Genomic DNA, 24864 nt, shown 5'->3' with positions numbered 1-24864 from the left:
CTATGAGGCGTCTTGCCCAATTGGCGACCGCTGGCACTGTCGCGCTGGTGCTTGGCGTCGCGGTACCTGCACGGGCGCTGATCGTCTTCGATCCCAACAACTACGTCCAGAACGTCCTGACAGCCGCGCGGGAGCTCCAGCAGATCAACAACCAGATCACCTCGTTACAGAACGAGGCGCAAATGCTGATCAATGAGGCCAGGAATCTGGCAAACCTGCCGTACTCTTCGCTGCAGCAATTGCAATCCTCGATCCAGCGCACGCAGCAACTGCTGGCCCAGGCCCAAGGCATCGCATACGACGTGCAGCAGATCGATCGGGCTTTTTCGACCAGCTACGCTCCGGCCACAAGCAGCCAGTCGAACCAGTTGCTGATCTCCAAGGCTCAATCGCGTTGGCAGAATTCCTTTGCCGCGACGCAAGACGCGCTTCGCGTCCAGGCCGGCATCGTTGGCAACCTCGACACTAATCGCATCCAGACGTCCGCCCTCGTAACCTCGAGCCAGAGTGCCAGTGGTGCCCTGCAGGCGACTCAGGCCGGCAATCAGATTCTCGCGATGAACGCGCAGCAACTCGCCGACCTTACCGCTGTCGTGACTGCGCAAGGCCGGGCGCAGAGCCTTGAAGCAGCTCAGCGCGCCTCCGCCCAGGATCAGGGACGAGAGCAGCTTCGGCGATTCCTGACACCGGGGCAGGGCTATCTATCCTCCAATGTGCAGATGTTCCACTGATGACCAAGATAAAGGCATTCAAGGCATTGTCACTGCTTACGACACTCGGTGTGTTGGCCGTCACTGCCTGCACGATTCAGCTTCGCGGCGGTGACGAGGCGCCCGGGCTGTCGACCGCGGAGCAGAGGACAGATACAACCAGGTCTGACCTCGCAGGTTGCCGCAGCGTCACTGCTGAGGAAACGGCAGGTTATCGCCATTGTAGGCAGGTCTGGGCCGAAAACCGGCGTCGCTTCTTTGGCAAGACAACCCATGCTGCGGTTTTTGGCCAGGAAGATCCGGCCACAGCGCTGGCGCCCGCTCCAAAGGATCAGAGCCGGATCCCGCAAGCCTATCCGCAACCGCAGCCGTCAACCCCCGAAGCGAGCAAGCCATGATGGGTACGGGGATCATCGACCAATTCCTGGAAACGTTCACGCGCTATATCGATAACGGCTTCGGGCTGCTCGGGAGCGATGTCGGATATCTCGCAACGACCCTCGCGGCGATCGACATTACCCTCGCTGCGTTGTTCTGGAGTTGGGGTCCGGACGAAGACATCATCGCGCGCCTCGTCAAGAAGACGCTTTTCGTGGGAGTCTTGGCCTACCTCATCGGAAACTGGAACAGCCTTGCGCGCATCGTTTTCGAGAGCTTTGCCGGCCTTGGACTGAAAGCGTCAGGCGCAAGCCTGTCCGCATCCGATTTCCTGAGACCGGGCAAGATCGCTCAAGTCGGACTCGACGCCGGCAGACCGTTGCTCGACTCGATGTCCAACTTGATGGGCTACATCAGCTTCTTCGAGAATTTCATCCAGATTGTGGTTCTTTTGTTCGCCTGGGTCGTGGTTCTGCTCGCCTTCTTCATTCTGGCGATCCAGCTCTTCGTCACCCTGATCGAGTTCAAGCTCACAACGCTGGCCGGCTTCGTGCTCATTCCCTTCGGGTTGTTTGGGAAGACCGCATTCGCCGCAGAGCGGGTCCTGGGCAATGTCATATCCTCCGGGATCAAGGTCCTGGTCCTGGCTGTCATTGTCGGCGTCGGCTCAACCCTGTTTTCGAAGTTCACCACTGGCTTCGGTGGCAACCAGCCAACGATAGAAGACGCAATGACGCTGGTCCTTGCTGCGCTCTCATTGCTAGGCCTCGGCATTTTTGGTCCCGGGATCGCAAACGGCCTGGTCTCCGGCGGGCCGCAGCTCGGTGCCGGCGCCGCGATTGCAACAGGACTTGCTGCCGGAGGCATTGTTGCGGCGGGTGCAGGCGTTGCGGCCGGAGGTGCTGGTCTTGCCGGCGGCGCGATCGCGGGTGCCGCGCGCGGTGGCGGCGCTCTCATGAGCGGAGCAACCGCCGCTTATCGGAGCGGTGGCCTCGTTGGCGTCGCGGAAGCCGGCAGCTCGGCTGCCCTGAGTCCATTGCGTCGCGCAGCGGCCGCGTTCGGCGCAGGTGAGCAGACGAAAGACCAGACCGCGAGCACTTCGGCTGAAGGGCAGCCAGATTGGGCGCGGCGCCTGAAGCGGGCCCAGACCATTCGGCACGGTGCGGCGGCGGCCGGCCACGCAGTCCGCTCAGGCGATCACGGCGGCAGCGGCTCTTCGGTCGATTTGTCTGAAGGAGAGGGCTGACACGCGGCCAATGCGCGTTCGTCGCGCTCACCGCATCGGAAATCCGGATACCGCACGACTTGTAACCGATCACTTTAATCTCAGGGGCACCATCGATGTTCAAACGACCCTCCGTACACTACGGGCGTATGCCCGAGCCGACCACGCCTTACCAAAAGGCTGCGCAGGTTTGGGACGAACGCATTGGATCGGCCCGCGTGCAGGCCAAGAACTGGCGCTTGATGGCGTTCGGCTGCCTGATGTTATCAGCCGGTCTCGCAGGTAGCTTGGTTTGGCAATCGAGCCAAGGCTCGATCACGCCCTGGGTGGTCGAAGTCGACCATCTCGGCCAGGCCCAAAGGATTGCGCCGGCCAACTTCGACTATCAACCAACTGATGCGCAGATCGCCTACCATCTGGCGCGCTTTATCGAGGATGTCAGAGGCCTGCCGGCCGACGGCATCGTTCTGCGGCAAAATTGGCTCCGGGCCTATGATTTTACGACGGATCGTGGCGCGGCTGCGCTGAACGACTACGCGCGTAACAACGACCCCTTCGCCAAGCTGGGCAAGCTCCAGATCTCTATCGATGTCTCGAGCGTCATTCGCGCCTCTTCGGAAAGCTTTCGGGTCGCGTGGACCCAGCGCACCTACGACAACGGCTCGTTGAGCTCGACCGAGCGCTGGACGGCCATTCTCACCATCGTCATCGAGACGCCCCGCGACGCCGAACGCCTGCGCAAGAATCCTCTTGGAGTCTTCGTTCGCGCTATCAACTGGTCGAAGGAGTTGAGTAAGTGACCAACACGCCGTCCGACGTTCATTCGAAGCATCCCGTCCCGTACAGCAGGATCGCTCCGACTCCGTCCGAATTGTTGACCGCGAAGCGAACACTCTTGTTTGCTCTCCTGCTTGCGTCGTCGGCGCTCGGCGGGTGCGCGACCTACATTCCGCCGGAGATCAGCTATGACGCTGAAGTGCCTCCGTTGCCGGCGACGCCGGTGGCTCTCGGCGACAGATCGCGACCGCTTCACGTTCCACCCCTCTGGAAGCCGGCTTTCGGCGGCAAGTCGGGAGGGAAGGAAGACGCTGAACCCGTGAGCCGCGTCGAGACCGCAAACAGCGCAGCCCGGGTCGAACCGCGCAAGCGAGGGTATTTCAACGCAGCCCAGATCTACGCCTACAGCCCCGGGGCGCTTTACCAGATTTACGCCGCACCCGGGCAGATCACGGATATCGCGCTCGAGGAAGGAGAGCAGTTGACGGGATCGGGGCCGATCGCGGCCGGAGATACTGTCCGCTGGGTCGTGGGCGATACCGAGAGCGGGAGCGGCGACACACGGCGCGTCCATATCTTGGTCAAGCCGACCCGCGCATCGATCGAAACCAATCTTGTCGTCAACACCGACCGGCGCACCTACTTGATCGAGCTCCGCTCCCGCGAGCGGCCTTACATGCCATCCGTCGCCTGGTACTATCCTGAGACGGTAAGCGAACGGTCGCGCTCAGCTGCCCTGAAACCCGTTCTTCCGGACCCGGCGCAGCGCATCTCCCGCTATGCCATCGAAGGGGACAGTCCTCCCTGGCGGCCGCTCGCCGCATATGACGATGGCCGCAAGGTATATGTCGAATTCCCGCAAGGCATCGTGCAGGGCGAGATGCCTCCGCTCTTCGTCATTGGCCCGGATGGCAAGACAGAATTGGTCAACTACCGCGCCTACGGCAACGTGCTGATCGTGGATCGGCTCTTTGCAGCCGCCGAACTGCGGCTTGGCGGCGAGCACCAGCAGAAGGTCCGTATTGTCCGGACCGATGGGAGGCCATCGTCATGAACACCCGAAATGGAAACGATCTGGAGCAAGCTGCTCCGCCTGACACACACGAGGATCAATCCAGGAGCTTCCGCTTGAGAGCGGAGCACCCGCGCGTGACACGCTTGTCGCGGAAAGTACTGGCAGGAGGGAGCGCGGTCGCTCTGCTTGTCATCAGCGGAGCCGTGCTGTGGTCGCTGCAGAAGACTCGCCCTCGAGACCAGGCGGCCGACGAGCTTTACAATACCGACCATCACAATGTCGCTGACGGTATTACGGCGCTGCCGAAGGACTATGCTGGCGTTCCACGCCAGCCAATCCCCCAACTGGGTCCGCCACTTCCCGGGGACCTCGGTCGGCCGATCCTTGCCGCCCAAGGCCAGTCGCCGACGATCGGCGCTGATCCGGAACAGCAACGCCGGGATCAAGAGACCGAAGCAGCCCGCATCAGCCATCTGTTTGCTTCGACCACTGGGAGAGAAGCGCGTGAGCCCGCGGCTGCAGGGGGCGATCGCATCGCATCACAAAGCCCGACCGGTGCCAATGACGACGGATATGCGCAGAACGGTCAGGACCGCAAGCTTGCTTTCGTGAACGCCTCTGTGGACCGTCGCACAGTCAGCCCTGACCGCGTCACCAAGCCAGCTTCACCATATGTCGTGCAGGCTGGGACGGTTATTCCGGGAGCCCTGATTACCGGAATCAGATCGGACCTGCCAGGCCAAATTACGGCGCAGGTGACCGAGAACATTTTTGACACGCCGACTGGCCGGTTTCTGCTTGTGCCCCAGGGAGCGCGACTGATCGGGATCTATGATAGCCAGGTCATTTTCGGCCAGTCCCGTGTCCTGCTCGTCTGGACCCGGCTGATCATGCCAAACGGATGTTCAATCGTTCTCGAGCGGCAGCCTGGCGCTGACGCTGCCGGGTATGCAGGCCTCGAAGACCAGGTCGACAATCATTGGGGTGAATTGTTCAAGGCCGCGGCACTATCGACATTTCTAGCGGTTGGGACCGAACTGGGGGCTGGTTCAGACACCAACAGCAACAACAGCGCAATTATCCAGGCATTGCGACGCGGTGCCTCGGATTCACTGAACCAGACCGGCCAGCAGGTTGTTCGCCGCAGCCTCAACATCCAGCCCACTCTGACGGTGCGACCCGGTTTCCCTGTTCGCGTCGTCGTCAACCGCGATCTCATACTTGCGCCATACGGGAGATAGCGAATGCCAAAGCTTCGAATACGAGTGCTGCCCGACGACAAGCCAATCAAGCTCACTGCAGAACTTCCGGCATCAGTGTATCGGGATCTTGTGGCGTATGCAGAGGCCATTGCTCGTGAAAGCGGGCAGCAGATTGATCCAGCTAAGCTGGTTCCTCCCATGCTGGCCCGCTTCATGGCCACGGACCGCGGATTTGCAAAAGCAAGGCGAGCCGGTCATTCACCGAGAATAGGCGATGGTGAGGGATAGCGCTCGGCCATCAGGTTGAGGAAAGGCTTCAGAGCCGGATTTTTACTGTCGTCGCGCGCGCCCCGGCGAACACGCGGCTTTCTCTTCGCGCTCTCCAGGTATTCTGCAATGGAACTGCGCGACATTGCGCTACTTCCGGCCAGACTTATTCCACGAGCGCGCCTTTGCTCGTGCCATCTGATTAAGATTGGCGATACCGAGCTTGGCCTCGCCAGCGCGGCAGATCATGTGAAGGTCTATGGTGGCGTCGCTGTCCGTAAGCGGCATATAGATGACACTCGGAATACCGATATAGCGCAGGCTTGAGGGAACGACAGCGACGCCCAGTCCAGTCGCGACCAGGCCGATGATCGTCGAGGCCTCCTTTGCGTCCTGCACAATGTTCGGGACGAAGGACCGTTTCGCACAAAGCCTGAGGAAATAGTCGTAGATGCCGACGCCGTAGGCGCGCGGGCAGAAGATGAACACTCGCCGCGCAGCGCGCCGAAACTGATCTCGCGTTTGGACAACAGCTCGTGGCTTGCGTTGATGGCGACGACCAGCGGATCAGCGAGCAGCAGCGAGGTCGCGATATCGGCAGGCGGTTTGAGGCGCGGTGGCGTGCGGATGGTTCCGACATCGAGCTCGCCCCCCTGAGCGCCGTGCTCCGCTTGGCCGATGCCATGTTCTGCAGGAACACGCGGATATCCGGGTACCTGGTTCTGGACGAATGCATCAGGCTCGGAAAGATATTGGCTTCGGTACGAATTGTGGCGAGTGTGTCCTTCATGAAGCACTCGAGGCAGAAGCTGTTTGGCTTTCCGCCTACGCTTCGGCGATTCTTGAGATTGGCGGAGGCTTGCTACTTTTGATAGGCCTCGGCAGACGGTATACCGCGTTGTGCTTTCGGGCGAGTGAGAGTCGCTTACTTCGTGGCTCATGCGCCGCGGAGCGTGTTTCCGGCGATCAACGGCGGTTGCGCGGCGATTCTGTTCTGCTTCCTATTCACTCTGTTTGTCTTCATCGGTCCTGGAGCGTCGACGGATGGCTGAAGTCGAATTCGAGGGCCAGCAAAGTCAGGGAACTGATCGGGTGGAAGATCAAGATTGGCTCCCTCTCCGAAGGTCAGGTTGACAATCACTTGGGCGGCTTGGCCGGGGGAAAAGGAGCTCGGTGCCGGCTCCGAAACCAAGAGCACCGGAAGCGCCATCATCCAGCCAATGCGCCACGATGCCTCGGACATCCAGGCCAGATCGGACGGCAGGTGGTTCGGCGCAGAGGCCTTCACGCGAAACCGGGCAGTGAATTGACCGAGCGAAGCTGATCGCACCGATGCTGGCGCGTATCGCCGCCCCTGATCGCGCGTTTGCAAGGCAGCGACGAACCGCTCAGTCGCAAGTCATGGTTGAGGGGTAGCGTTCCCTCAGGAGGGTTACAAGGCTGTTCAGGGCGGGATTGTCATTGTCTTTTCGCCATTGGGCCGAGAAGTCGATGCGCGCGGGTCCAGCACCATCGCGCAATTCGCGATACACGACACCGGAAAAAGCGGCGCCAGTGTCGGACTCTAGCACCAGTCCGATCCCCAGCTTCATGCTGATGAGACTCTTGATCGTACCACGACTGACATCGTGGCGATCGATCAGCGGCCGATCCTCGGGGCAGACCAGTCTTGATATCATAAGTTCTTCAAACTTGCGGGCAGGGTCTTGCCGGCTTAGCAGCAGCCGCTCATTCCGCAGGTCGGTCCAGTGAACCGCCGGACGCGCAGCCAGTGTGTGCTTTTCCGAGAGCGCAAGCAGGATGCGCTCACTCCATAGCGGATGAACACAATGGTCAGGCAGCGGGACCTCTTCCGGAACAATGAGAATGTCGAGTGTGCCACCCTGCAATGATGCTGTGAGCTGCGCCTGTCGCCGCTCGACGGTCGCCAGTTCAATCCGGGGATGTTGCCTTCTGAATTCAGACAATGTGGCTCTGAGATTGCCGGCAGATGTGTCCGTGCAAAAGCCGATTGAGAGGCGGCCGGCTGCGTCCTGACCGGCCGAGCGGGCTGTTGCAACAAGCATATCTACCTGTTCGAGAATCAATCTCGCCATTCTCAAGGCGCGGTCTCCCGAGAGGGTTGGCTTCAGTCCACTGCTGGAGCGCTCAAATACAGTAATCCCGATCCGATGCTCGAACTGGCGAATAGACCGGCTTAGTGTCGAGTGCCGGATGGACAATAGCTCCGCCGCTTGTCGCATACTTCCACAGTCTGCAGCGACGACGGCAAACCGGAGCTGCTGCAAATCCGGGACGTTCACCCGCACCCAACCTTGCTGGTCCATCGATCAATTCTCGTGCATGGGGGCCCGTCCTTGTGGCACCTGCGATGACGTCGGGGGTTATCTCGCGTTTCGCTTCAGGCGGCAGCGTGAATAACCGGCTCCCAAAGAACAGGACCAGTGAATCCCCCCGACTGCTGAAGAGCGGTAAGTATCCCGGCGGAGATCTCAAGATATCCTGCGACGGCCAAAGTGTGCCCCAGCCTGCAGGGTTCTCCGAGACGCCGCAAAGGCCATCCGGCAAGGCGAAGCAGTCGTTCCATTCTGACATCCGTCACCGTGACGATGTCGGAAAGTCCTCGAGAAATGCCGAACTCGACCATCCCGGCGAACAGTTCGTAGGTTGCCCGCGCAATAGCGTGCTCTCCTTTGGGACAATCCAACCCTACGTCCAGAGCGAACCTGCTGCTTTCCCAGATCGCCGGATTTACCGGAGCGGTCAGGCCCGCCAGCAGATCCGGGAAAGTTTCCCGAAGCATCGTCGGGCCAGTGGAGGGTAACAATCGAACGCAACCCTTCACCTGGCCATCAGTTGCGAGCTGGAGGAGGTAGGCGGGATGGAGGGCATCGAAGAGGTCGATTTCCATATCCCCGCTGGTGTGGACGTCCCACTCGAGTCGCTGCTTGAAAATCCGATAACGCAGCCGGTGCATTGCGACGAGGGTTTCCGGAAAAGCTCCGTAGGACCGCTTTGTGATCAGATGAATCATCGAGGCTCCTGCTGGAATTGCGATGCCCGATGAACACCCGATGCTTGACGGGCTGCACTCCCCCTACCTGCGGGGGAGCGCACGCCTTAATTGTGCTTTCAAGGTTTTTCAGCCGCCAGCCGGGCGGCGGCCTGCACGATGGTGCGGACGCCGAGTTTCCCTTTGGCGCTGTCGAGGTAAGATGCGACTGTGTGACGGGAGATGCCAAGAATGCAACCGATCTCCCACGCACTCTTGCCTTCTGCGGCCCACTCTAGGCATTGGCGCTCTCGCGGGGACAGAAGCAGCATGTCAGTCTTTCGTTTGCTGGCAAGCTTGCGCCGGGCATGCGCATGGAAGTGGATCGCCATGAGCTGCAGGACCCGGATCTGGGAGCTGACGCATTTGTCGAACGCAGCATTTCGCTGGTCGCAAGCGAAGGTCAGTGCTGCGAGAGGACCTCGGTCGTCGTGAACAGGTATCGTGAAGCCGAACCGGATTCCGAAGTGGGATGCCTCGTCGAGTATCTGTTGCTGCTGCAACGAGAGAGACCTGACCGGTGAACCGGCTCCCCATCTGAACGGCTCCGCCGTTCCATGAGCTTCCAGTACGACGGGGTCGAGGCGCTGATATTGACTGCGAAGATAGCGTGAAGTCCACTTTTCGGGATAAGTCGATATCAGTCGTGGTGTCGCATCAAGCTCGTCTGGCATGGCTATGTAGGCGAAGCTGGACAGGTCCAGCGCCGTGGCTGTAGCGACCAGCGTACGATAGAAACCGGCGGGATCCCTGGCTTCTTCCAGCAGATCGACGAACTGTTGAAAGATAAGATGCATGGAAGGCGCTGGGAGCCAGGACCTTGCTAGGGGCAGTCTGCTGTGGGTCGCCGGTCCCGCTAAAGGGTCCCGCCTGAAAAGCGCGACGATGCTACAGAACGGCTGTTCTATTCTGAGTTGACTTTATGTCAGCAGAAGCGTGTACGGAATTCATCATTGCGGCTGCTTTTGCAGGCAGCTGAGCGGACTGGCAACAGGTTGCGAGAAAGGCAAGGCAACCAACCGCGGCAGCGGGAGCCCTACGGCTCGGGGCTCTATCGGCCCTTGGTCGATGAGGTCAGAATTCGTGCGCCGTGCCACAGCCTGGATTTTACACTTTCCCTCGCGATGGAAATGAAGTGATCCTCCACGAGCTGGCCTGCGCGTGACAGCGGGCTCTCCCGCGAATGGATGATTGACCAGTTGACCCGCTGTCCCTGAATCGGTGCTGCCGATATCTCCTTCTGCATTAATCTGGTGTGGCACGCACAATACGCCGTAACGGCGTAGCCGAGGCCAGCCTCTACGGCCGCAACGATGAGCTTGGGAGTGTTGATCTCGGCTGTTAAGTGCAGGGGAAGGCGCTTCCTGGTGATTGCGGTTTCGATGATCAGCCGGAATGTGTTGGGACGGCTCGGCAATACTAGAGGGAGCTCGGACACTTCCTTCAGGTCGACTGGCCTTGACAGGTCGAGCCCGGCCTCGCGAGGCCCGACAAGACAGAGCGGCTCCTGAATGAATGGGACCCGCGCCAGCCCGGTGCGTGGTTCGTAATCGGTCACGATTCCAACATCGGCGTCTCCCTGCAGCACCATGGTCCACGCATTGATGAAGCCGCTGATGTATTCGACGGCCCGAAGCGTTACCCCCGGATACAGGGACCTGAACCGGGCCATTGCCGGAATGATGAGCAAGTCCGCCATCGACGGAGGAATCGCCAGCGTAAGTTCTCCACCTGGTTCATTGTGTTCGTCCCGGACTTCCTGCTGCACCCGTTCCAGCTGGCGCACGAGCGGCATGGCCCTGTCGCGCAGAAGTCGTCCGGCATCGGTCAGTGAGACGCCCTTGTCAGAGCGATGAAAGAGCCGTGTGCCGAGTTCATCCTCGAGCTGCTGGATCTGGCGGGAGAGCGCGGGCTGGGCAATGTAGAGGGCATCTGCCGCGCGTCTTACGCTTCCAAGCTGCGCCACTTTGAGAAAGAAACGAAGCTGCCGGCTATTCATCTCGGTCGCTCGCGAAGTCTCGTGGATGGAGTCGGGCAACGGGAACAGAACGGGACTTCCGCTCCTCGTTCGCACGCGGGACACCGAGCTTAGCGATAACCTCCTCGGTGAGATAGTCGGGAAGCGCCATGGCGAGGCTCTAATACTGCTCGTGGGTCCGCCGCGAATGAGGGGCGCTGCACACCCGGGTATCACCCTGATGCCGAATTAGCATTGGCGAACTGCGCTCTGTCCTTACTACGGTCTCCCGCAGATCCGGCGGAGCGAACCTCACGCGAAGTCACCTGGCCGCAGGGAAAAGAGCCGGGTGTGCAATCACTCTTGCGGATCAGGACGTCAATTGAGAGCTGACGAGGCGCGAAGCGCGTTCCGTCGTGCGGTTTGAATGTGCCGCAGTTCAATGGGTGGGAAACATGCGAGAAGTCATGTCCGTCGTCAGCGACGGAATGAAAATAGACTGGGATGTCGCAATCACGATGGAGGATGGCAGTGTCGTCGTGGCCGACATCTTCCTGCCGGTCGATGAGGGAAAATATCCCGTGCTTCTCGCCGCGGGTCCGTATGGCAAAGGTCTTCCTTTTTCAGTGGGCTACTCTCACCAGTGGAAGGAGCTGTCCACCAACCATGCCGATGCGCTTGCCGGATCGACCAACAAGTACCAGGTGTGGGAATTCGCTGATCCGGAAGTGTGGGTCAAACACGGCTACGTTCTGGTTCGCATCGACACGAGAGGCACTGGTTGCTCACCCGGGAAGATCAGCTTCTTTTCGTCCCGGGAGACGCGCGATCTCTATGAGGCGATTGAATGGGCCGCAAGGCAGCCGTGGTGCACGGGCAAGGTTGGCATGCTCGGCATTTCATACCTGGCGAGCAACCAGTGGCAGGTCGCTGCCCTCAATCCTCCACACCTTGCCGCCATCTGTCCCTGGGAGGGAGCTTCCGACTTTTATCGCGAATACACGCATTCGGGAGGGATCGTCTCGGAATTTCTGCCTTCATGGAAGCCGTATCAGGTCGATACCGTTCAATACGGCAATCCTCACTCGCCCGTAAATCCCAATAATGGCCGCCGGGTGTCTGGTGATGAAATCATTGGCGAGGAGCAGCGCAGCGCTTCGGCCATCGATATTGGAAAGGTGGTCAACCAGCATCCACTCGACGATGAGTTCTACCGCGAACGATCAGCCAGGCTTTCAGATGTGCGCGTCCCCGTACTTTCTGCCGCAAACTGGGGTGGTATGGCGCTTCACTCGCGCGGCAATTTCGAAGCATACCTGCAGGCAGGCTCGCAACAAAAGTGGCTGGAAGTCCACGGTCTCGAGCACTGGACCGAATTTTACACCAGGTACGGGCAGGACCTCCAGCTGCGGTTCTTCGATCACTTCCTGAAAGGGGCCGATAACGGGTGGGACAAACAGCCGCCGGTTCAATTGAAGGTTCGGCACATTGATCGCTTTGTCGTTCGTCATGAGAGTGAATGGCCCCTGGCCCGCACCAGATGGACCGAAGTGCGGCTTTCGCTATCAACCACGAAGCTCGGCGGACCGGAGGAGTCGGGAATCAAGGAGGTCTCATTCGAGGCTCGCTCGAAGGGGATCCGGTTCACGTCCCGGCCATTTGCGGAAGAGACAGAGATCACCGGACCAGTGTCTCTCAGGCTCTATTTGTCTTCTTCAACAAAAGACGCAGATATTTTCGCAACACTGAACCTGCTCGATCCTGAGGGAAAAGAAGTACTCTTTGCATCCGCTTTCGAGCCCCGGGCTCCGTTGACGCAAGGCTGGCTTCGTCTGTCTCACCGGAAGACGGACCCCGACAAAAGTCAGCCCTGGCGGCCCTGGCATACGCACGACGAGATCCAGCCGCTTAAGCCTGGCGAGGTCTATCCCGTCGACATCGAGATCTGGCCAACTTCGATTGTTGTCCCGCCCGGGTACCGGCTTGGCCTGACGATTCAGGGACGGGACTACGACCATGGCCTCATGGAGCGGAGCCGGGCCTATGGTCGCGACCAGTTCGGGAGCGGTCCGTACTGGCACGAGCATCCCGGTGACCGGAACAGACCGGAATACAGCGGCATCACGACAATCGTATCGAAGCCTGGAGCACGGCCGTTCCTTCTGCTGCCCGTGATTTCCGGCCGGTCCCCGCAATAGCAGTCTGGAGAGAACAACAGTGAAAGTTGACAGATCCGCCATCGATGAAGCCGCGAAACGTCTCTCGAACTGGGGACGCTGGGGTGCCGACGATCAGATCGGGACATTGAACAATGTAACTCCGGCGCACGTCGTCGACGCTGCGCGGCTCGTCCGCAAGGGCAGGGTGTTTGCGCTCGGGTTATCCCTCAAGGAGCCGATACAGTCCGGGTTGTTCGGAGGCCGGTGGAATCCAATCCACACCATGCTGGCGACCGGGACCGACGCCAAGTCGGGCAACCAGGATGAGCCAGCACCTTATCTTCGTTATGCGGACGACGCGATCAGCATGCCCTGCCAGGCATCCACTCAGTGGGATGCCCTGTGCCACGTCTTCCTGAACGACAGGATGTACAACGGTTACGATGCGGGACTTGTGGATGTTCGCGGAGCCAGGCGACTGGGTATCGAACATGTCCGCAACAGGATGGTTGGGCGCGGAGTCCTGCTCGATGTCGCGAGGCACAAGGGGCTGAGCTGGCTTTCCGACGGATATGCCATCACCAATGACGACCTCAATGCCTGCGCCGCCGCCCAGAAGGTCGAAATTCGAAACGGCGACTTCGTGATTGTGCGTACGGGTCAACAGGAGCGTTGCCTCGCGCAAAAGGACTGGAGTGGTTACGCGGGCGGCGACGCTCCCGGGCTTGCCTTTGAAACCTGCTACTGGCTTCGCGAGAAGGACGTCGCAGCCATCTGCTCCGATACCTGGGGATGCGAGGTTCGTCCGAACGAGACCAGTGATGCCAACCAGCCGTGGCACTGGGTAGTCATTCCGGTCCTCGGCATTTCGATGGGCGAAATCTTCTATGTGAAGGATCTCGCCGAAGATTGCGCGATGGACGGCGTCTATGAATTCTTCTTCTGCGCGCCGCCACTTCACCTGCCAGGGGGTGCCGGTTCCCCGATCAATCCTCAGGCGATCAAGTAATCACAGGTGGTGCGAAGATGATCGAGTATTTGAAGCGCGGCCGGGACGCAGTCCAGCGGTCGGAAGACCAGGCCAGGGTACGCGCGGTGGTCGAGGAGATACTCTCCGGGATCGAGCGGCGCGGAGATGACGCGGTTCGCGAACTGTCAATCAGGTTCGATAACTGGGACCGCGAGGACTACAGGCTGACCGACGCCGAGATCGAGGAATGCCTTGGAAAATTATCCAGGCGTGACGTTGAGGACATCTGCTTTGCGCAGGAGCAGGTTCGCAACTTTGCTCGGCATCAGCGGGAATCAATGCGTGACCTCGAAGTAGAAACGCTCCCCGGCGTCGTTCTCGGACAGAGGAACATTCCGGTGAACTCGGTCGGGTGCTATGTCCCTGGCGGCAAGTATCCGCTTCTCGCGTCTGCCCACATGTCGGTTGTTACCGCCAGGGTCGCTGGCGTGAAACGGATCGTGACCTGCGCGCCGCCTTATCAAGGCAAACCCGCGGCGGCGATCGTGGCCGCACAGCATATGGCGGGGGCCCACGAGATCTATTGCCTCGGCGGAGTCCAGGCGATCGGCGCGATGGCGATTGGTACGGACTCGATCGGACCTGTCGACATGCTCGTAGGCCCGGGAAATGCGTTCGTCGCTGAAGCCAAGCGTCAGCTGTTCGGGCGCGTTGGGATTGATCTGTTCGCCGGCCCGACAGAAACCTTGGTAATCGCCGATGATACCGTCGATGGCGAAATCTGCGCGACGGATCTTCTCGGTCAGGCCGAGCACGGGACGAATTCCCCGGCAATCCTGCTGACGACCTCGCGGGCGCTTGCCCTTGAAACAATGTCCGAGATCGAGCGGCTGCTTCGGGTGCTTCCCACCGCGGCCACAGCTGCGAAAGCATGGGAACATTATGGAGAAATCATCGTTTGCGATGACGTCGACGAGATGGTCGCCGAGGCAGACCGCATTGCATCCGAGCATGTTCAGGTCATGACGAAGGACCCGGACTATTTCCTGAAAAACATGACTAATTATGGAGCGCTGTTTCTCGGTCCGCGAACCAATGTTGCCTACGGGGACAAGGTGATCGGCACGAACCACACGCTGCCGACCATGAAGGCTGCGAGGTATACCGGGGGGCTCTGGGTTGGCAAGTTCCTCAAGACCGTGACGTATCAACGCGTGACGACGGATCGAGCCTCGTCGCTCATCGGAGAGTACTGCTCCCGCCTCTGCATGCTTGAAGGTTTTGCCGGACATGCCGAGCAGGCAAACATTCGTGTTCGCCGCTATGGGGGGCGGAACGTTCCGTTTGCGAGCGCGGCTGAATAGCCGTTGCAGATCATGTCGAGAGCACGGGGCGATCGGGCTGCAGCAGGCGAGAAGATGATGGGTGACCTTCCCGTAACACCGTCGTTTCGGCTGGATGGCCGTCGTGCGCTCGTGACGGGAGCGAGCCGGGGAATTGGACTTGGCGCAGCAACGGCCCTCGCTGAAGCGGGTGCCCACGTCACTCTTTGCGCAAGAAACCGGAGCGAGCTCAACGCCGCTGCCTCTGCGCTCAGGCAACAGGGGTGGTCTATCGATACTCTAGCGCTCGATGTGACGGATATCGGTCAGATGAGAAGCGCGCTGGAGGAGCGCGAGCCCTTCCAGATCCTCGTCAATAACGCCGGCAGTAACCGGCCAATGCCGATGGTTGATGTATCGCCCGAGGACTTCGACGCGATCATGAACCTGAATGTTAGGGCCTCGTTCTTTGTCGCCCAGGAGGTCGCGAAGGGGCTGCTCGGGAAAGGGCTCCAGGGATCGATCATCAATGTTTCATCCCAGATGGGGCATGTCGGTAGCCAGCGTCGTTCGCTGTACTGCGCCAGCAAGTGGGCGATGGAAGGATTCAGTCGGGTCATGGCGCTCGAGCTTGCGGCTTTCGGCATACGCGTTAACTCGCTCTGTCCGACCTTCATAGACACCCCCATGACAAGGCCGTTCCTTGAGGACAGTGACTTCAGGGAGGAAGTGCTTTCGCGGATCAAGCTCGGGCGCATTGGAAAGATTGAGGATGTGATGGGGGCGGTCGTTTTCCTCGCGTGCGATGCATCAGCATTGATGACCGGCTCCTCCGTCATGGTCGACGGCGGGTGGACCGCGGAATGAAACCGTTCAGAACGGCTGTGACCGCGGCGTCCACTAATGGAGAAAGACGAAACTGACGGGCCGGTTTATCGGACGGTTATCTGGAGCTGAAATGGGCGCAGAACGGAAGTGTGGACGGGGCAATGGCGCGGAGCGGTCTCCTGACGTTGCGGACGTGATCGGACACGTGGTGACAGGGGCAGATGCACGCCCTCTGCCGGCTTTCGGGCAGGCCGCAACTGGTGAGCGCGGTTTCTTCTATATCGGTGGGCACTACAGTGGCGTCGGCGGCAGGAGCGTCATGCACGGCCAGATCTATGTGGAAGTGCTTTCACCAAAGAACCGCAGGAGAAAATATCCAATCGTGCTGTTCCACGGCAGCGCGCAGACGGCGACCAACTGGATGGGGACGCCCGATGGCCGGCAGGGGTGGGCGGAGTACTTTGTGGAACGGGGTTACGTTGTGTACCTGGTCGAGCAGGCCATGCGCGGGCGCTCTGCTTGGCACCCGAGCGATGGCCCGACCCGGATGTTTACAGCCGAAGAGGTCGAGCGTCTCTTCACATGTGTTGCGACATCGGGGGCCTGGCCTCAGGCGAGGAAACACTCTCAATGGCCGGGGAGTGGCGCAAAGGGTGATCCTGTGTTTGACGCGTTCTATGCCACGCAGGTCGAGACGGTTGTGTCCCCGGAGCACACGGAGCGCATCAATCAGGCGGCTGGCGTGGCGCTGCTCGACCGGATCGGGCCGGCAATTCTTCTCACCCATTCGCAGGCAGGATCGTTTGGCTGGCTGATCGCGGACAGGCGACCGGAGCTCGTCAAGGGCAACATCGCCATCGAACCGGCAGGGCCTCCGATCGAGAACGTCATCTTCGGGAGCGGGAAGGCGCGCCGTTGGGGCCTCACCAGCATTCCGATCACCTATGAGCCGCCGGCAGCACAGCCGGAAGATCTTGCGATTCTCAGACAGGAGGCTGCGGACGCGCCGGATCTCGCTCCCTGCTGGTTGCAGCAGGAGCCCGCGCGTCACCTGCCAAATCTGAAGGGAATACCGACACTGGTCCTTGCGGCGGAGGCATCCTACCACGCCGTCTTCGATCACTGCACCGTTAGGTGGTTGCGCCAGGCTGGAGTGAAGACTGACTTTATCCGTCTTGAGGACGCAGGTCTCCATGGCAATGGACACATGATGATGCTCGAGAAGAACAATCTGCAGATTGCCGCGCTGCTGGATGAATGGATCCAGCGCAACGTGCACTGAACGGGACAAGACGGCTGACCAGGGCTGTCCATTCAGAACGATCAAAAAAGGGGGAAGAGAGATGACGACAAGGAGCATGCTGGCGTTCTACGACTCTGCAAGGCCTGGGTGGCGTTATTACGCGATATTCGCCACTGTTTGCGCAGCGTTCTGTCTCGACTTCTACGACTTTTATATCGTCGGTTTCCTGCTGGCATCGCTCGGGCCCCAGTGGCACCTGACCTATTTCCAGTCCGCGATGGTGCTCCTGAGCGGAGGTGTTGGTTCAATCGCAGGGGCCCTGCTGTTCGGAGCTCTTGCTGACCGGTATGGTCGAAAGCCCGTTCTTCTGCAGGCTACCGTCGTCTGTGCAATCAGTGCCGGAGCGATTTCGCTCGTGCCTGAGGGCGACTGGCTGTTGCTCTCGATCCTGCGCGTCATGGTCGGCGCGGGTCTGGGCGGAGTAGGGGCTACCATCGCAGTCATCATGGCTGAACTTACGCCGGCCCCGATGCGTGTGAAGCTTATGGGCTGGCCGCTGCTCTTTCCGTCAGTAGGAACATTGATCGCGGCGTCGACAACAGCAGCCCTTATCGCCGCTCTTGGCTGGCGCGGCCTGGCAGCTCTGGGCCTGATGCCGCTTGTTCTCTGTATTCCGTTCGCGCTCCTCATGCCGGAATCGCCAAGGTGGCTTGTCGCCAGGCGCCGACCGGGAGATGCGCGCGCCGCGATTGCCGATCTACTCGGAGTTCCCCTGTCGAGTGTGCCGGATACCCAGGAGGTCGCAGCCGTGCAGCCGTCGGTTTCCCTTGCTGAACTCTACCAGCGGCCCGGGCGGTTCTGGTTTGTCGTCCTGATTTTCCTGACGATCAGTACCGCCAGCTATGGTGTCTACCTTTGGGGACCGACCATTACCTCAATGATCCTCCATGTTGGAGTGGGACAGGCCGCGACCTACTTCGTGTACGTGTCGATTGCAGGACTTTGCGGCCGCGTCATGTTTTCCATCATACCCGCGATCGTCGGCAGGGTGTGGTCCGGACGCCTGATCGGAATTGGCATTGCCTGCGCGTTGTGCGCGGCCGCGCTCATGCACAGGGACTTCCTTGGTCCGGTCCCGTTGTTCGTTGTGTTCCTTGCCGTCGGAGCCATCTTCTATGACGGAGGATATTGCACCCTCGCTCCCTACATGCCGGAGCTGTTTCCGACCCGACTGGCTGCCCGGGGTTCGGGACTTTCCCAGGGGGCCAACGGGCTGGGCAAGATCCTCGGCCCGCTTTGCCTTGCCCTCATAGCGGGGTCAGACAACCTGGTGTCAGCGAAGGCAACCGAAGACGCAATCCTGCCGGCGTTTCTCTTCCTCGCTGCATGCGGTGCAATTCTCGCACTGTGTTTCATCCGTGCCCCTGAAACGCGCGACCGGCCTCTGTCCCTGAATGAGGAAGACCACACCAGGGAGCAGTCGAAGGTGCTCGCCCTTCAGGAGCATCACCAGTGATCCGGCAGAAGATCCCGGTGTCATCCCCGCATTTCCCGTGAACGCAATTCGGCAGGACAGGAGCCCGAGCTATGGAATGCTTTAGACTTTCGGCAGAGGAACGATGGGACGCGAAGAAGCACGTCGAGCGTATCCTTGGCGAGGTGGATGGCGGCGACTACTCAATCGCCTGCTGGGAGCCGGGCCAAATCAGTCCGCATCACGTACATCCGGAGTGCTGCGAGATCTATCTCTGCGTCGATGGCGGGGGTGTGATGAACACCCCGGGCCGGTCGGTTGAGATTGTTTCCGGATCCTTCTGTGTACATCCCCCCGGGGAGCTCCACGAGTTTGTCAACGGAAGCCTCCGGTCGGTTCTCTTCAGGGTGCGATATGGCGGTCCGAAGATCACCCGCATCAAGGAATGGCGGGGAAATTCCGCGTGGATCCCGAGCGCTGAGGATATCGCGTATTTCGCGCAGTATCCCCTGGGGCAGTGCGCTGGCGATCAGCCGATGGCAACACGGGCCTGAAGACCGCGGCCGGGGAGCCTGCCACCGTTGCCGATGCGGGATGGTGATGCGGCAGTGCCGGCGGTCAAGACGCACGCTCATCCGTTGTGTGGCCTTCATGCCGCCGGCTCCAGATTGATCAGGAAGACAGGAAATACGGGAATGTTCGGCCGCAGATCTGACCGGGACGAATCCATCAAGCTGAACGCTCTGGACGCACTCAGTGCGAATGTCCTGATGACCGACCAGAGCCGCAGCGTGATCTATATGAACCGCGCGGCGAAGGCGCTGCTACTGTCCATCGAGAGCGATATCAGGAACGCTCTTCCCGGGTTTTGCGTCGAGGGATTGACAGGTCGTGACATCGGCCTGTTGCTCGGAGTCCCCGGGCCGGCCGACAGAACATGCCGAGCGCATGAGACGACACGTCGGTGTACCGGGAGAATAGGCGGGCTGACCTTCGATATCGTGGAAACGACGTTGCGGGACCCGCAGGGACAAGATGCAGGATTCGCCATTGAACTGACTGATGCCTCTGTGCGCCTGCAGAATCTCAACTATGCGGCTCAGGCTGATTCGATCGGACGTGTCAGGGGCGTCGTCGAGTTCAGCATGGACGGGACGATCCTCAATGCGAACGACGTGTTCCTCATGTCGATGGGGTACACCCTGCAGGAAGTCAGGGGAAAGCACCACAGCATGTTTCTCGACGCGGCGGACAGCTCCTCGTCTGCATACGAAGAGTTCTGGTGCAGGCTGGGGCGGGGCGAATATCAGGCGGCGGAATCAAAACATTACGGAAAAGGCGGGAGGGAAGTGTGGCTCCTGGCTTCATACAATCCCCTTCTTGATGAAAACGGAAAGCCCTTTCGGGTTGTCAAGATTGCTCATGATATCACGGGTCAAAAGCTGCGATATGCCGATCTTGCCGGCCAGATCGAGGCCATCGGAAAGTCGCAGGCCGTGGTCGAGTTCGATATGCAGGGTACGATCCTCACGGCGAACCGCAATTTCCTTGAGGCCACAGGGTACGCTCTGGAAGAGATCGTCGGTCGGGAGCACGCCGTGCTCCTGGACCGGTCGGAGGGACATACCGAGGAACAACGCGCCTTCTGGGCCAGGCTGGCTGGCGGACAGTATCAGGCGGGCGAGTACCGGCTTGTCGGAAAGAACGGCAGGAACATCTGGCTTCAGGCGTCGTACAACCCCATCCTTGACCTCAACGGGAAGCCTTTCAAGGTGGTTCAGTATGCGACAGACATTACGAGCGAGGTCCTCGCCCGGAAAGGCAATGAACGCGTAAGCGCGGTGCTTGAGTCGGTGGTCGGGGGGACAGGGGATCTGAACAGATCGGTGCTCGAGATATCCCAGGCCATGGTCAGGTCAAGGCAAACGGCAGCTGGAGCGGTCGAGCAGGTTGATGCGGCGGTCGGGCAAGCCCGGCGACTTTCAGAAGCGGCGCAGGCCATGAGCGGTATTGTCGATCTCATTAACAACATCACGGGTCAGATCAATCTTCTCGCGCTTAACGCGACGATCGAATCAGCGCGGGCGGGTGAGGCCGGGCGCGGCTTCTCTGTTGTGGCATCCGAAGTCAAGAACCTCGCGAGCCAAGCGCGCCAGGCGACGAACCGGATTGGAGGGGAGATTGCATGCCTTAACGACATATCAAGCGATGTCGAAGGAGCCCTCGATGCAGTCAGGAGAGCCATTCGCGACGTCAATGAATATGTGGCCTCAACCGCAGCAGCGATCGAGGAGCAGAGCGCAGTAACGGGCCAGATGTCGTCGAACATGCAATCGGCTGCTGCCGAAGCCGCGGCAATCGTAAGCGGAGCGACTTCGTGACTGGGCAGGAGCATACTGGCGCGTGCCCAGTGAATGGCGAAGCGGATCCTCAACACATCATGCCGGACCGCGACAGAACTTCTCCACCACAAACCCGATAAAGGCCCTTACTTTTGCGGCCTGATGTGGACCTGCTGGATAGAGCGCATAAAGCGGAAACGATTGTCCGGGCCATTGGGGAAGGACGTCGACCAGTTTGCCGCTGTCGAGCAGATCCCTGACGCCGATTGCCTTGACGCGGGCGACACCCGCGCCTGAGAGGCACGCTCCTATTACAGGTCCAAACTCCGTCACGACGAGGCGCCCGCTTGTCCTGACCGACACGACCTTTCGTCCCTGGCGATACTCCCAGTTCCGCAGAGGCTCGCCGCTCAACGGATCCCGCACCTGAATGCACTCGTGACTGGAGAGGTCGGAAGGGTGCACGGGCTGTCCGAACCGCCTGATGTATGACGGCGAGGCGACGGTGATCGTGCGCGTCTCCAGCAACTTGCGGGAGAGGAGGGACGAGGACGGCGGATGCCAAACCGGACCGCAATGTCAAATCCCTCGGCGATCAGATCGCCGAGCTGGTCCCGCGTCACCATTTCGAGTGAGATCTCCGGGTATTTTTCCAGGAATTCGGCAACATGGGGGGAAAACATCGTGGTGGCGAAAAATGCGCCTGCATTCACGCGCAGTCGGCCGCGGACAGTTGCGGAGGAGCTCGCGGCCTTCGTGAATGCTGTTTCGATCCCGGAGAGCAGCGGCCCGATCTCGGCATAAAGCCTTCTTCCCTCGTCGGTGAGGGAGACCGAACGCGTCGTCCTGTCCAGGAGACGTACACCGACGCTGTTCTCAAGCCGCGCGACAGCGCGGCTCACGCCGGATCTTGTCAGACCAAGCGCGTCAGCGGCCCGGCTAAAGCTCCCGCCCTGAACAATGGCCGCGAGCACACCGACGTTCGCGACCAGTCGACCGTCAAATTTCAAAGCAGATCTCCCGAGAGTGCCAGACTAAGACCATAGAGTTCGTTGCCCGCGGATCAACAACGCAGGTGGTGACTGGACCGCAACAAACGCGTGACACAAGCTCACTCGCTGCATCAGTACAAACCAGCCTAAGGTCTCTTCCGTAAGGGGCTGGGCAGAAACCTCCAGGGCCAGACGAAACAGTCCGGTGATGCCGGGGCGGCCGAGCCGCTCATTCGCTGGCAAGGCAACGCGAAAAGAGAATGATGGAAATGTACGCGATCACAGGAGTGACCGGGAAAGTCGGCGGTGCAATGGCAAGGGCGCTGCTTGCTGACGGATGCAAGGTGCGGGCCGTTATTCGCGACGCAAGCAAGGGCTCGCCCTGGCGTGAAAGGGGATGTGAGGTGGCCATTGCAACCATGGAAGATGCATCGGAGCTCACCGCCGCATTCGCGGGGGCAAAAGGCGTGTTCATCCTCCCGCCGTCCGAGTTTGATCCGGCACCTGGATTTCCTGAGGCGAGGATTGTTATCGATGCGGTGAAGGCCGCTCTCGTTGCAGCCGCGCCAGCCAGGGTCGTCTGCCTTTCGACAATCGGAGCACAGGCAAAACCGGAGAACCTGCTTACTCAGCGTACCCTGATGGAGCAGGCGCTCGGAGAGCTGCCAATGCCGGTTGCGTTCCTGAGGCCGGGCTGGTTCATGGAAAATTTCGCTTGGGACGTCGCTGACGCCCGCAACGGCTCAATTGCTAGCTTTCTGCAACCTGCCGATAGGTCCATTCCCATGATAGCCACTGCTGACGTGGGGCGCGTTGCTGCCAGGCTGATCCAGGAAGACTGGTCGGGGCGACGTATTGTGGAGCTTGAGTATGGCAGGCGAATTTCGCCAAACGAAGTCGCCAGGACCTTTAGCGAACTTCTTGGTCGTCCCGTCCGGATCGAGGAGGTGGCTCGCGACGCCTGGGAGGACCTGTTCAGGTCGCAAGGCATGAAACACCCGCTGCCGCGCATGCGGATGCTGGACGGCTTTAATGAAGGCTGGATTGAATTCGAGGGAAAGGAGAGCGAATCGGTGAAAGGGGATGTTTCGCTTCGCGAGGTCCTCGCGACATTGATTGATGGACAGACGTGAGACCGTCCTGGATCGCAGGTGTCCGGCGCTCTCGATCCGCGGTCGGGTTTCCGACCGAAAAGGCGGGCGATAGTCCGTCTCATTGCCGAAGGAGTTGAAATGAAGCTCGCGACGTTCTGCGACCTGCGCGGAGAGCCGCGCGTCGGGCTTGTGCATTCCGCCGATCGCAGGATCCTCGATCTTGCGAAGGCAGCAAGGCGGGTCGGCCTACAGACGGGGCAATTCTCGAACATGCAGGCGCTGATCGATTCGGGTGCTCGCGGGCTGGATCATGCGCGCCAGTTGCAGGAGTCCGTAACAGGCGATCCAGCGCTGGATCTGGAGATATCCTCGATCGAATTGCTCTCTCCGGTGCCGAGACCTCGGAGTATTCGCGACTTCGTTTCTTTCCGCGGGCATGTTCTCGCCGCCCCAGCCGCTTTGCGGTCACTTGCCGAAAGATTGCAGGGAAAACTGCCGCCGCCTTCCGCAGACTGCTCGGAGGTTCCGGAAGTCTTTCTGACGCAGCCGAATTACTATAAGGGCAACAGGTTCAGCGTGGTGGGTCCCGGCGCGCTCGTGCACAGGCCACAAGGGTGCAACTACCTCGACTACGAGCTGGAATTCGGAATTTTTCTAGGAGCGAAAGGCCAGAACATTCCGCGTGAGGACGCTCGCCGTTACATCTTCGGTTATTCGATCTTCAACGATTTTTCTGCTCGGGACATGCAGGTCCGGGAAGCCGGCGGGATGACGGGCCCGGGCAAGTCGAAGGATTTCAATGGTGGCAATTCGATTGGACCATGGATCGTGACTGCGGACGAAATTGCCGACCCCTACAATCTGAAAATGGTCTCGCGGATCAATGGTGAAGTGTGGTGTTCAACCACGTCCGCAGGCATGATGCACAGCTTCGAGGACATGATCCACCATGTCTCCCGGGACGAATGGCTGCATCCGGGTGAATTCTTCGGCTCCGGCACAGTCGGAGGCGGAACGGGCATGGAGATCGACCGGTACCTCAATGAGGGTGATGTGATAGAACTCGAAGTGGAACACATTGGGGTCCTCCGCAACCGGATCGCAGGCAATTTCAGACCCGCCACCTGAATTCAGATGTCGATCCTGCTGTTTCCGTTTTAGACAAAAGGGCTATTCAGCAGAGCCGGCCGATCGGGAGGCGAGGGCGCGGGAAGATCGACCAGAACTGAAGCCTAGCATGGGTTAGTAGCCATACCAGGCCGACTGCTCCTCGCAGTTGGCAGATTCTTTGGCAAATTCCAGTCTTTCTGATCTCGCCGGCAGGTCAAAAAAATGCGCGCTGGTGAGTGCATCGATCTGCCGGATCCGTCTGCGGATCCATCCCGTGAGATGTTCCAGGCGGTTGCCTCTGGTCCAGCGAAGCTGTCCAGGTGAGCGAGAACCTGCTCAACCGGGTGCGTTCGAGAAGCTGTTGATGGATTGTATCGACAAACTCGAGACGACGTTTTTCGCGAGCACCAAAGGCTCCCCCTTACCCGGCTTGCCCTTCCCGGTATTAAGCTCGCCGAAGATTGTCTTCCTTGCGCTTCAACTCAGCTGCGGTGGGCTCATGTGGTGTCTTCCGCGGTCGTTCTTCAACGCCAAAAGCGATTGCCGCTCCTTCCGTCGCAAGATCAAGACCCCTGACGGAGGCCGCTTTTCCTGATCTGCAGCCGGTGCTCTTTTCCGCCTTCGCGGGTAGATCTGCATCGCCTCACGGACTCACCAGTCGCTATGGGAAGGATTGGATGAGGTATATCGCGGGTTTGGTGTAAAGGCGGTAGCACTCCTGAGACTCGAACACCCGACGATATTCAG

At 60.0% G+C, this 24864-nt stretch carries 24 protein-coding genes and 2 pseudogenes; 19 read left to right on the top strand and 7 right to left on the bottom strand.

Features of this window, described 5'->3' with window-relative positions:
- The first annotated feature begins 2 nt into the window (after positions 1-2).
- The 7 genes from trbJ to IF809_RS23125 all read left to right on the top strand — a co-directional run bounded on the left by trbJ (position 3) and on the right by IF809_RS23125 (position 5595).
- A complete protein-coding gene (gene trbJ, locus IF809_RS23155) occupies positions 3-731 on the top strand; it encodes a P-type conjugative transfer protein TrbJ (protein ID WP_462838651.1) in 729 nt (242 codons plus the stop codon).
- Complete coding sequence (trbK-alt, locus tag IF809_RS23150) at positions 731-1108, top strand: putative entry exclusion protein TrbK-alt (protein WP_462838650.1); 378 nt, start codon at positions 731-733, stop codon at positions 1106-1108. Before trbJ ends, trbK-alt begins: the two co-directional genes overlap by 1 nt.
- Complete coding sequence (trbL, locus tag IF809_RS23145; protein WP_462838649.1) at positions 1105-2334, top strand: P-type conjugative transfer protein TrbL; 1230 nt, start codon at positions 1105-1107, stop codon at positions 2332-2334. Before trbK-alt ends, trbL begins: the two co-directional genes overlap by 4 nt.
- Positions 2335-2429: 95 nt before the next feature.
- Complete coding sequence (gene trbF, locus IF809_RS23140; RefSeq protein ID WP_462838648.1) at positions 2430-3113, top strand: conjugal transfer protein TrbF; 684 nt, start codon at positions 2430-2432, stop codon at positions 3111-3113.
- Positions 3110-4144 carry a P-type conjugative transfer protein TrbG gene (trbG, locus tag IF809_RS23135; RefSeq protein WP_462838647.1) on the top strand — a complete coding sequence of 345 codons (1035 nt, stop codon included), beginning with the start codon at positions 3110-3112 and terminating at the stop codon, positions 4142-4144. The genes trbF and trbG overlap by 4 nt, the downstream gene beginning before the upstream one ends.
- Complete coding sequence (locus IF809_RS23130; protein WP_462838646.1) at positions 4141-5346, top strand: TraB/TrbI/VirB10 family type IV secretion system protein; 1206 nt, start codon at positions 4141-4143, stop codon at positions 5344-5346. Before trbG ends, IF809_RS23130 begins: the two co-directional genes overlap by 4 nt.
- Before the next feature lie 3 nt (positions 5347-5349).
- The gene (locus IF809_RS23125) at positions 5350-5595 is read left to right on the top strand and encodes a DUF2274 domain-containing protein (RefSeq protein WP_462838645.1); all 246 of its coding nucleotides are present in this window, start codon (positions 5350-5352) and stop codon (positions 5593-5595) included.
- Here the strand turns inward: IF809_RS23125 and IF809_RS23120 are convergent.
- Both IF809_RS23120 and IF809_RS23115 read right to left on the bottom strand, forming a co-directional pair.
- Entirely contained in the window at positions 5562-5720 is a 159-nt protein-coding gene (locus IF809_RS23120) for a hypothetical protein (RefSeq protein WP_462838681.1), read from the bottom strand. The genes IF809_RS23125 and IF809_RS23120 overlap by 34 nt on opposite strands.
- Positions 5721-5724: 4 nt before the next feature.
- Positions 5725-6075, bottom strand: a pseudogene (locus IF809_RS23115) (LysR family substrate-binding domain-containing protein); the annotation flags it as partial.
- Positions 6076-6304: 229 nt separating this feature from the next.
- On the opposite strand from IF809_RS23115, the gene IF809_RS23110 reads away from it, so the two are divergent.
- Positions 6305-6898: a DoxX family membrane protein gene (locus IF809_RS23110; RefSeq protein ID WP_462838644.1), complete on the top strand. Its 594-nt coding sequence runs from the start codon at positions 6305-6307 to the stop codon at positions 6896-6898.
- Positions 6880-6990 carry a DUF2274 domain-containing protein gene (locus IF809_RS23105; RefSeq protein ID WP_462838679.1) on the top strand — a complete coding sequence of 37 codons (111 nt, stop codon included), beginning with the start codon at positions 6880-6882 and terminating at the stop codon, positions 6988-6990. The genes IF809_RS23110 and IF809_RS23105 overlap by 19 nt, the downstream gene beginning before the upstream one ends.
- On the opposite strand, the gene IF809_RS23100 is transcribed toward IF809_RS23105, so the two are convergent.
- The 4 genes from IF809_RS23100 to IF809_RS23085 form a co-directional block, all read right to left on the bottom strand.
- A complete protein-coding gene (locus tag IF809_RS23100) occupies positions 6963-7901 on the bottom strand; it encodes a LysR family transcriptional regulator (RefSeq protein ID WP_462838643.1) in 939 nt (312 codons plus the stop codon). The two genes, IF809_RS23105 and IF809_RS23100, sit on opposite strands and share 28 nt — an antisense overlap.
- 74 nt (positions 7902-7975) lie before the next feature.
- Positions 7976-8608 (bottom strand): acyl-homoserine-lactone synthase, encoded by a 633-nt coding sequence (locus IF809_RS23095; protein ID WP_462838642.1) that lies wholly within the window; start codon positions 8606-8608, stop codon positions 7976-7978.
- Between the two features lie 98 nt (positions 8609-8706).
- Entirely contained in the window at positions 8707-9423 is a 717-nt protein-coding gene (locus tag IF809_RS23090; RefSeq protein WP_462838641.1) for a LuxR family transcriptional regulator, read from the bottom strand.
- A gap of 254 nt (positions 9424-9677) precedes the next feature.
- Positions 9678-10625: a LysR family transcriptional regulator gene (locus IF809_RS23085; RefSeq protein WP_462838640.1), complete on the bottom strand. Its 948-nt coding sequence runs from the start codon at positions 10623-10625 to the stop codon at positions 9678-9680.
- Between the two features lie 425 nt (positions 10626-11050).
- Between IF809_RS23085 and IF809_RS23080 the strand changes: the two genes are divergently transcribed.
- From IF809_RS23080 to IF809_RS23045, 8 genes are all read left to right on the top strand, one after another.
- On the top strand, positions 11051-12781 hold the full coding sequence (locus tag IF809_RS23080; protein ID WP_462838639.1) for a CocE/NonD family hydrolase: 1731 nt from the start codon (positions 11051-11053) through the stop codon (positions 12779-12781).
- Positions 12782-12800: 19 nt separating this feature from the next.
- The gene (locus IF809_RS23075) at positions 12801-13751 is read left to right on the top strand and encodes a cyclase family protein (protein ID WP_462838638.1); all 951 of its coding nucleotides are present in this window, start codon (positions 12801-12803) and stop codon (positions 13749-13751) included.
- 17 nt (positions 13752-13768) lie between these two features.
- Positions 13769-15076: a histidinol dehydrogenase gene (hisD, locus tag IF809_RS23070; RefSeq protein ID WP_462838637.1), complete on the top strand. Its 1308-nt coding sequence runs from the start codon at positions 13769-13771 to the stop codon at positions 15074-15076.
- A gap of 57 nt (positions 15077-15133) precedes the next feature.
- Positions 15134-15901, top strand: a complete 768-nt coding sequence (locus IF809_RS23065; protein ID WP_462838678.1) for an SDR family NAD(P)-dependent oxidoreductase — start codon at positions 15134-15136, stop codon at positions 15899-15901.
- Between the two features lie 280 nt (positions 15902-16181).
- Complete coding sequence (locus IF809_RS23060) at positions 16182-17144, top strand: alpha/beta hydrolase (protein ID WP_462838636.1); 963 nt, start codon at positions 16182-16184, stop codon at positions 17142-17144.
- Between the two features lie 76 nt (positions 17145-17220).
- Positions 17221-18621, top strand: coding sequence for an MFS transporter (locus tag IF809_RS23055; RefSeq protein WP_462838635.1), 1401 nt, complete (start codon positions 17221-17223; stop codon positions 18619-18621).
- 71 nt (positions 18622-18692) lie between these two features.
- A complete protein-coding gene (locus tag IF809_RS23050; RefSeq protein WP_462838634.1) occupies positions 18693-19133 on the top strand; it encodes a cupin domain-containing protein in 441 nt (146 codons plus the stop codon).
- A gap of 141 nt (positions 19134-19274) precedes the next feature.
- Positions 19275-20960 (top strand): methyl-accepting chemotaxis protein, encoded by a 1686-nt coding sequence (locus IF809_RS23045; protein WP_462838633.1) that lies wholly within the window; start codon positions 19275-19277, stop codon positions 20958-20960.
- A gap of 57 nt (positions 20961-21017) precedes the next feature.
- Here the strand turns inward: IF809_RS23045 and IF809_RS23040 are convergent.
- A pseudogene (locus tag IF809_RS23040) lies at positions 21018-21895 on the bottom strand (LysR family transcriptional regulator).
- 287 nt (positions 21896-22182) lie between these two features.
- On the opposite strand from IF809_RS23040, the gene IF809_RS23035 reads away from it, so the two are divergent.
- Both IF809_RS23035 and IF809_RS23030 read left to right on the top strand, forming a co-directional pair.
- Complete coding sequence (locus tag IF809_RS23035) at positions 22183-23046, top strand: NmrA family NAD(P)-binding protein (protein ID WP_462838677.1); 864 nt, start codon at positions 22183-22185, stop codon at positions 23044-23046.
- Between the two features lie 99 nt (positions 23047-23145).
- Entirely contained in the window at positions 23146-24135 is a 990-nt protein-coding gene (locus IF809_RS23030; RefSeq protein WP_462838632.1) for a fumarylacetoacetate hydrolase family protein, read from the top strand.
- Positions 24136-24864: the final 729 nt, after the last annotated feature.

Source organism: Bradyrhizobium sp. UFLA06-24, assembly GCF_054967145.1.
This window is presented reverse-complemented; position numbering and strand designations above follow the sequence as displayed.

Bases quoted from the DNA above. Each gene is read 5' to 3' on its own strand.
- trbJ (WP_462838651.1), top strand. From the start codon at position 3: ATGAGGCGTCTTGCCCAATTGGCGACCGCTGGCACTGTCGCGCTGGTG.
- trbK-alt (WP_462838650.1), top strand. From the start codon at position 731: ATGACCAAGATAAAGGCATTCAAGGCATTGTCACTGCTTACGACACTC.
- trbL (WP_462838649.1), top strand. From the start codon at position 1,105: ATGATGGGTACGGGGATCATCGACCAATTCCTGGAAACGTTCACGCGC.
- trbF (WP_462838648.1), top strand. From the start codon at position 2,430: ATGTTCAAACGACCCTCCGTACACTACGGGCGTATGCCCGAGCCGACC.
- IF809_RS23130 (WP_462838646.1), top strand. From the start codon at position 4,141: ATGAACACCCGAAATGGAAACGATCTGGAGCAAGCTGCTCCGCCTGAC.
- IF809_RS23125 (WP_462838645.1), top strand. From the start codon at position 5,350: ATGCCAAAGCTTCGAATACGAGTGCTGCCCGACGACAAGCCAATCAAG.
- IF809_RS23120 (WP_462838681.1), bottom strand. From the start codon at position 5,720: ATGTCGCGCAGTTCCATTGCAGAATACCTGGAGAGCGCGAAGAGAAAG.
- IF809_RS23110 (WP_462838644.1), top strand. From the start codon at position 6,305: ATGCATCAGGCTCGGAAAGATATTGGCTTCGGTACGAATTGTGGCGAG.
- IF809_RS23100 (WP_462838643.1), bottom strand. From the start codon at position 7,901: ATGGACCAGCAAGGTTGGGTGCGGGTGAACGTCCCGGATTTGCAGCAG.
- IF809_RS23095 (WP_462838642.1), bottom strand. From the start codon at position 8,608: ATGATTCATCTGATCACAAAGCGGTCCTACGGAGCTTTTCCGGAAACC.
- IF809_RS23090 (WP_462838641.1), bottom strand. From the start codon at position 9,423: ATGCATCTTATCTTTCAACAGTTCGTCGATCTGCTGGAAGAAGCCAGG.
- IF809_RS23085 (WP_462838640.1), bottom strand. From the start codon at position 10,625: ATGAATAGCCGGCAGCTTCGTTTCTTTCTCAAAGTGGCGCAGCTTGGA.
- IF809_RS23080 (WP_462838639.1), top strand. From the start codon at position 11,051: ATGTCCGTCGTCAGCGACGGAATGAAAATAGACTGGGATGTCGCAATC.
- hisD (WP_462838637.1), top strand. From the start codon at position 13,769: ATGATCGAGTATTTGAAGCGCGGCCGGGACGCAGTCCAGCGGTCGGAA.
- IF809_RS23065 (WP_462838678.1), top strand. From the start codon at position 15,134: ATGGGTGACCTTCCCGTAACACCGTCGTTTCGGCTGGATGGCCGTCGT.
- IF809_RS23060 (WP_462838636.1), top strand. From the start codon at position 16,182: ATGCACGGCCAGATCTATGTGGAAGTGCTTTCACCAAAGAACCGCAGG.
- IF809_RS23055 (WP_462838635.1), top strand. From the start codon at position 17,221: ATGCTGGCGTTCTACGACTCTGCAAGGCCTGGGTGGCGTTATTACGCG.
- IF809_RS23050 (WP_462838634.1), top strand. From the start codon at position 18,693: ATGGAATGCTTTAGACTTTCGGCAGAGGAACGATGGGACGCGAAGAAG.
- IF809_RS23045 (WP_462838633.1), top strand. From the start codon at position 19,275: ATGTTCGGCCGCAGATCTGACCGGGACGAATCCATCAAGCTGAACGCT.
- IF809_RS23035 (WP_462838677.1), top strand. From the start codon at position 22,183: ATGTACGCGATCACAGGAGTGACCGGGAAAGTCGGCGGTGCAATGGCA.
- IF809_RS23030 (WP_462838632.1), top strand. From the start codon at position 23,146: ATGAAGCTCGCGACGTTCTGCGACCTGCGCGGAGAGCCGCGCGTCGGG.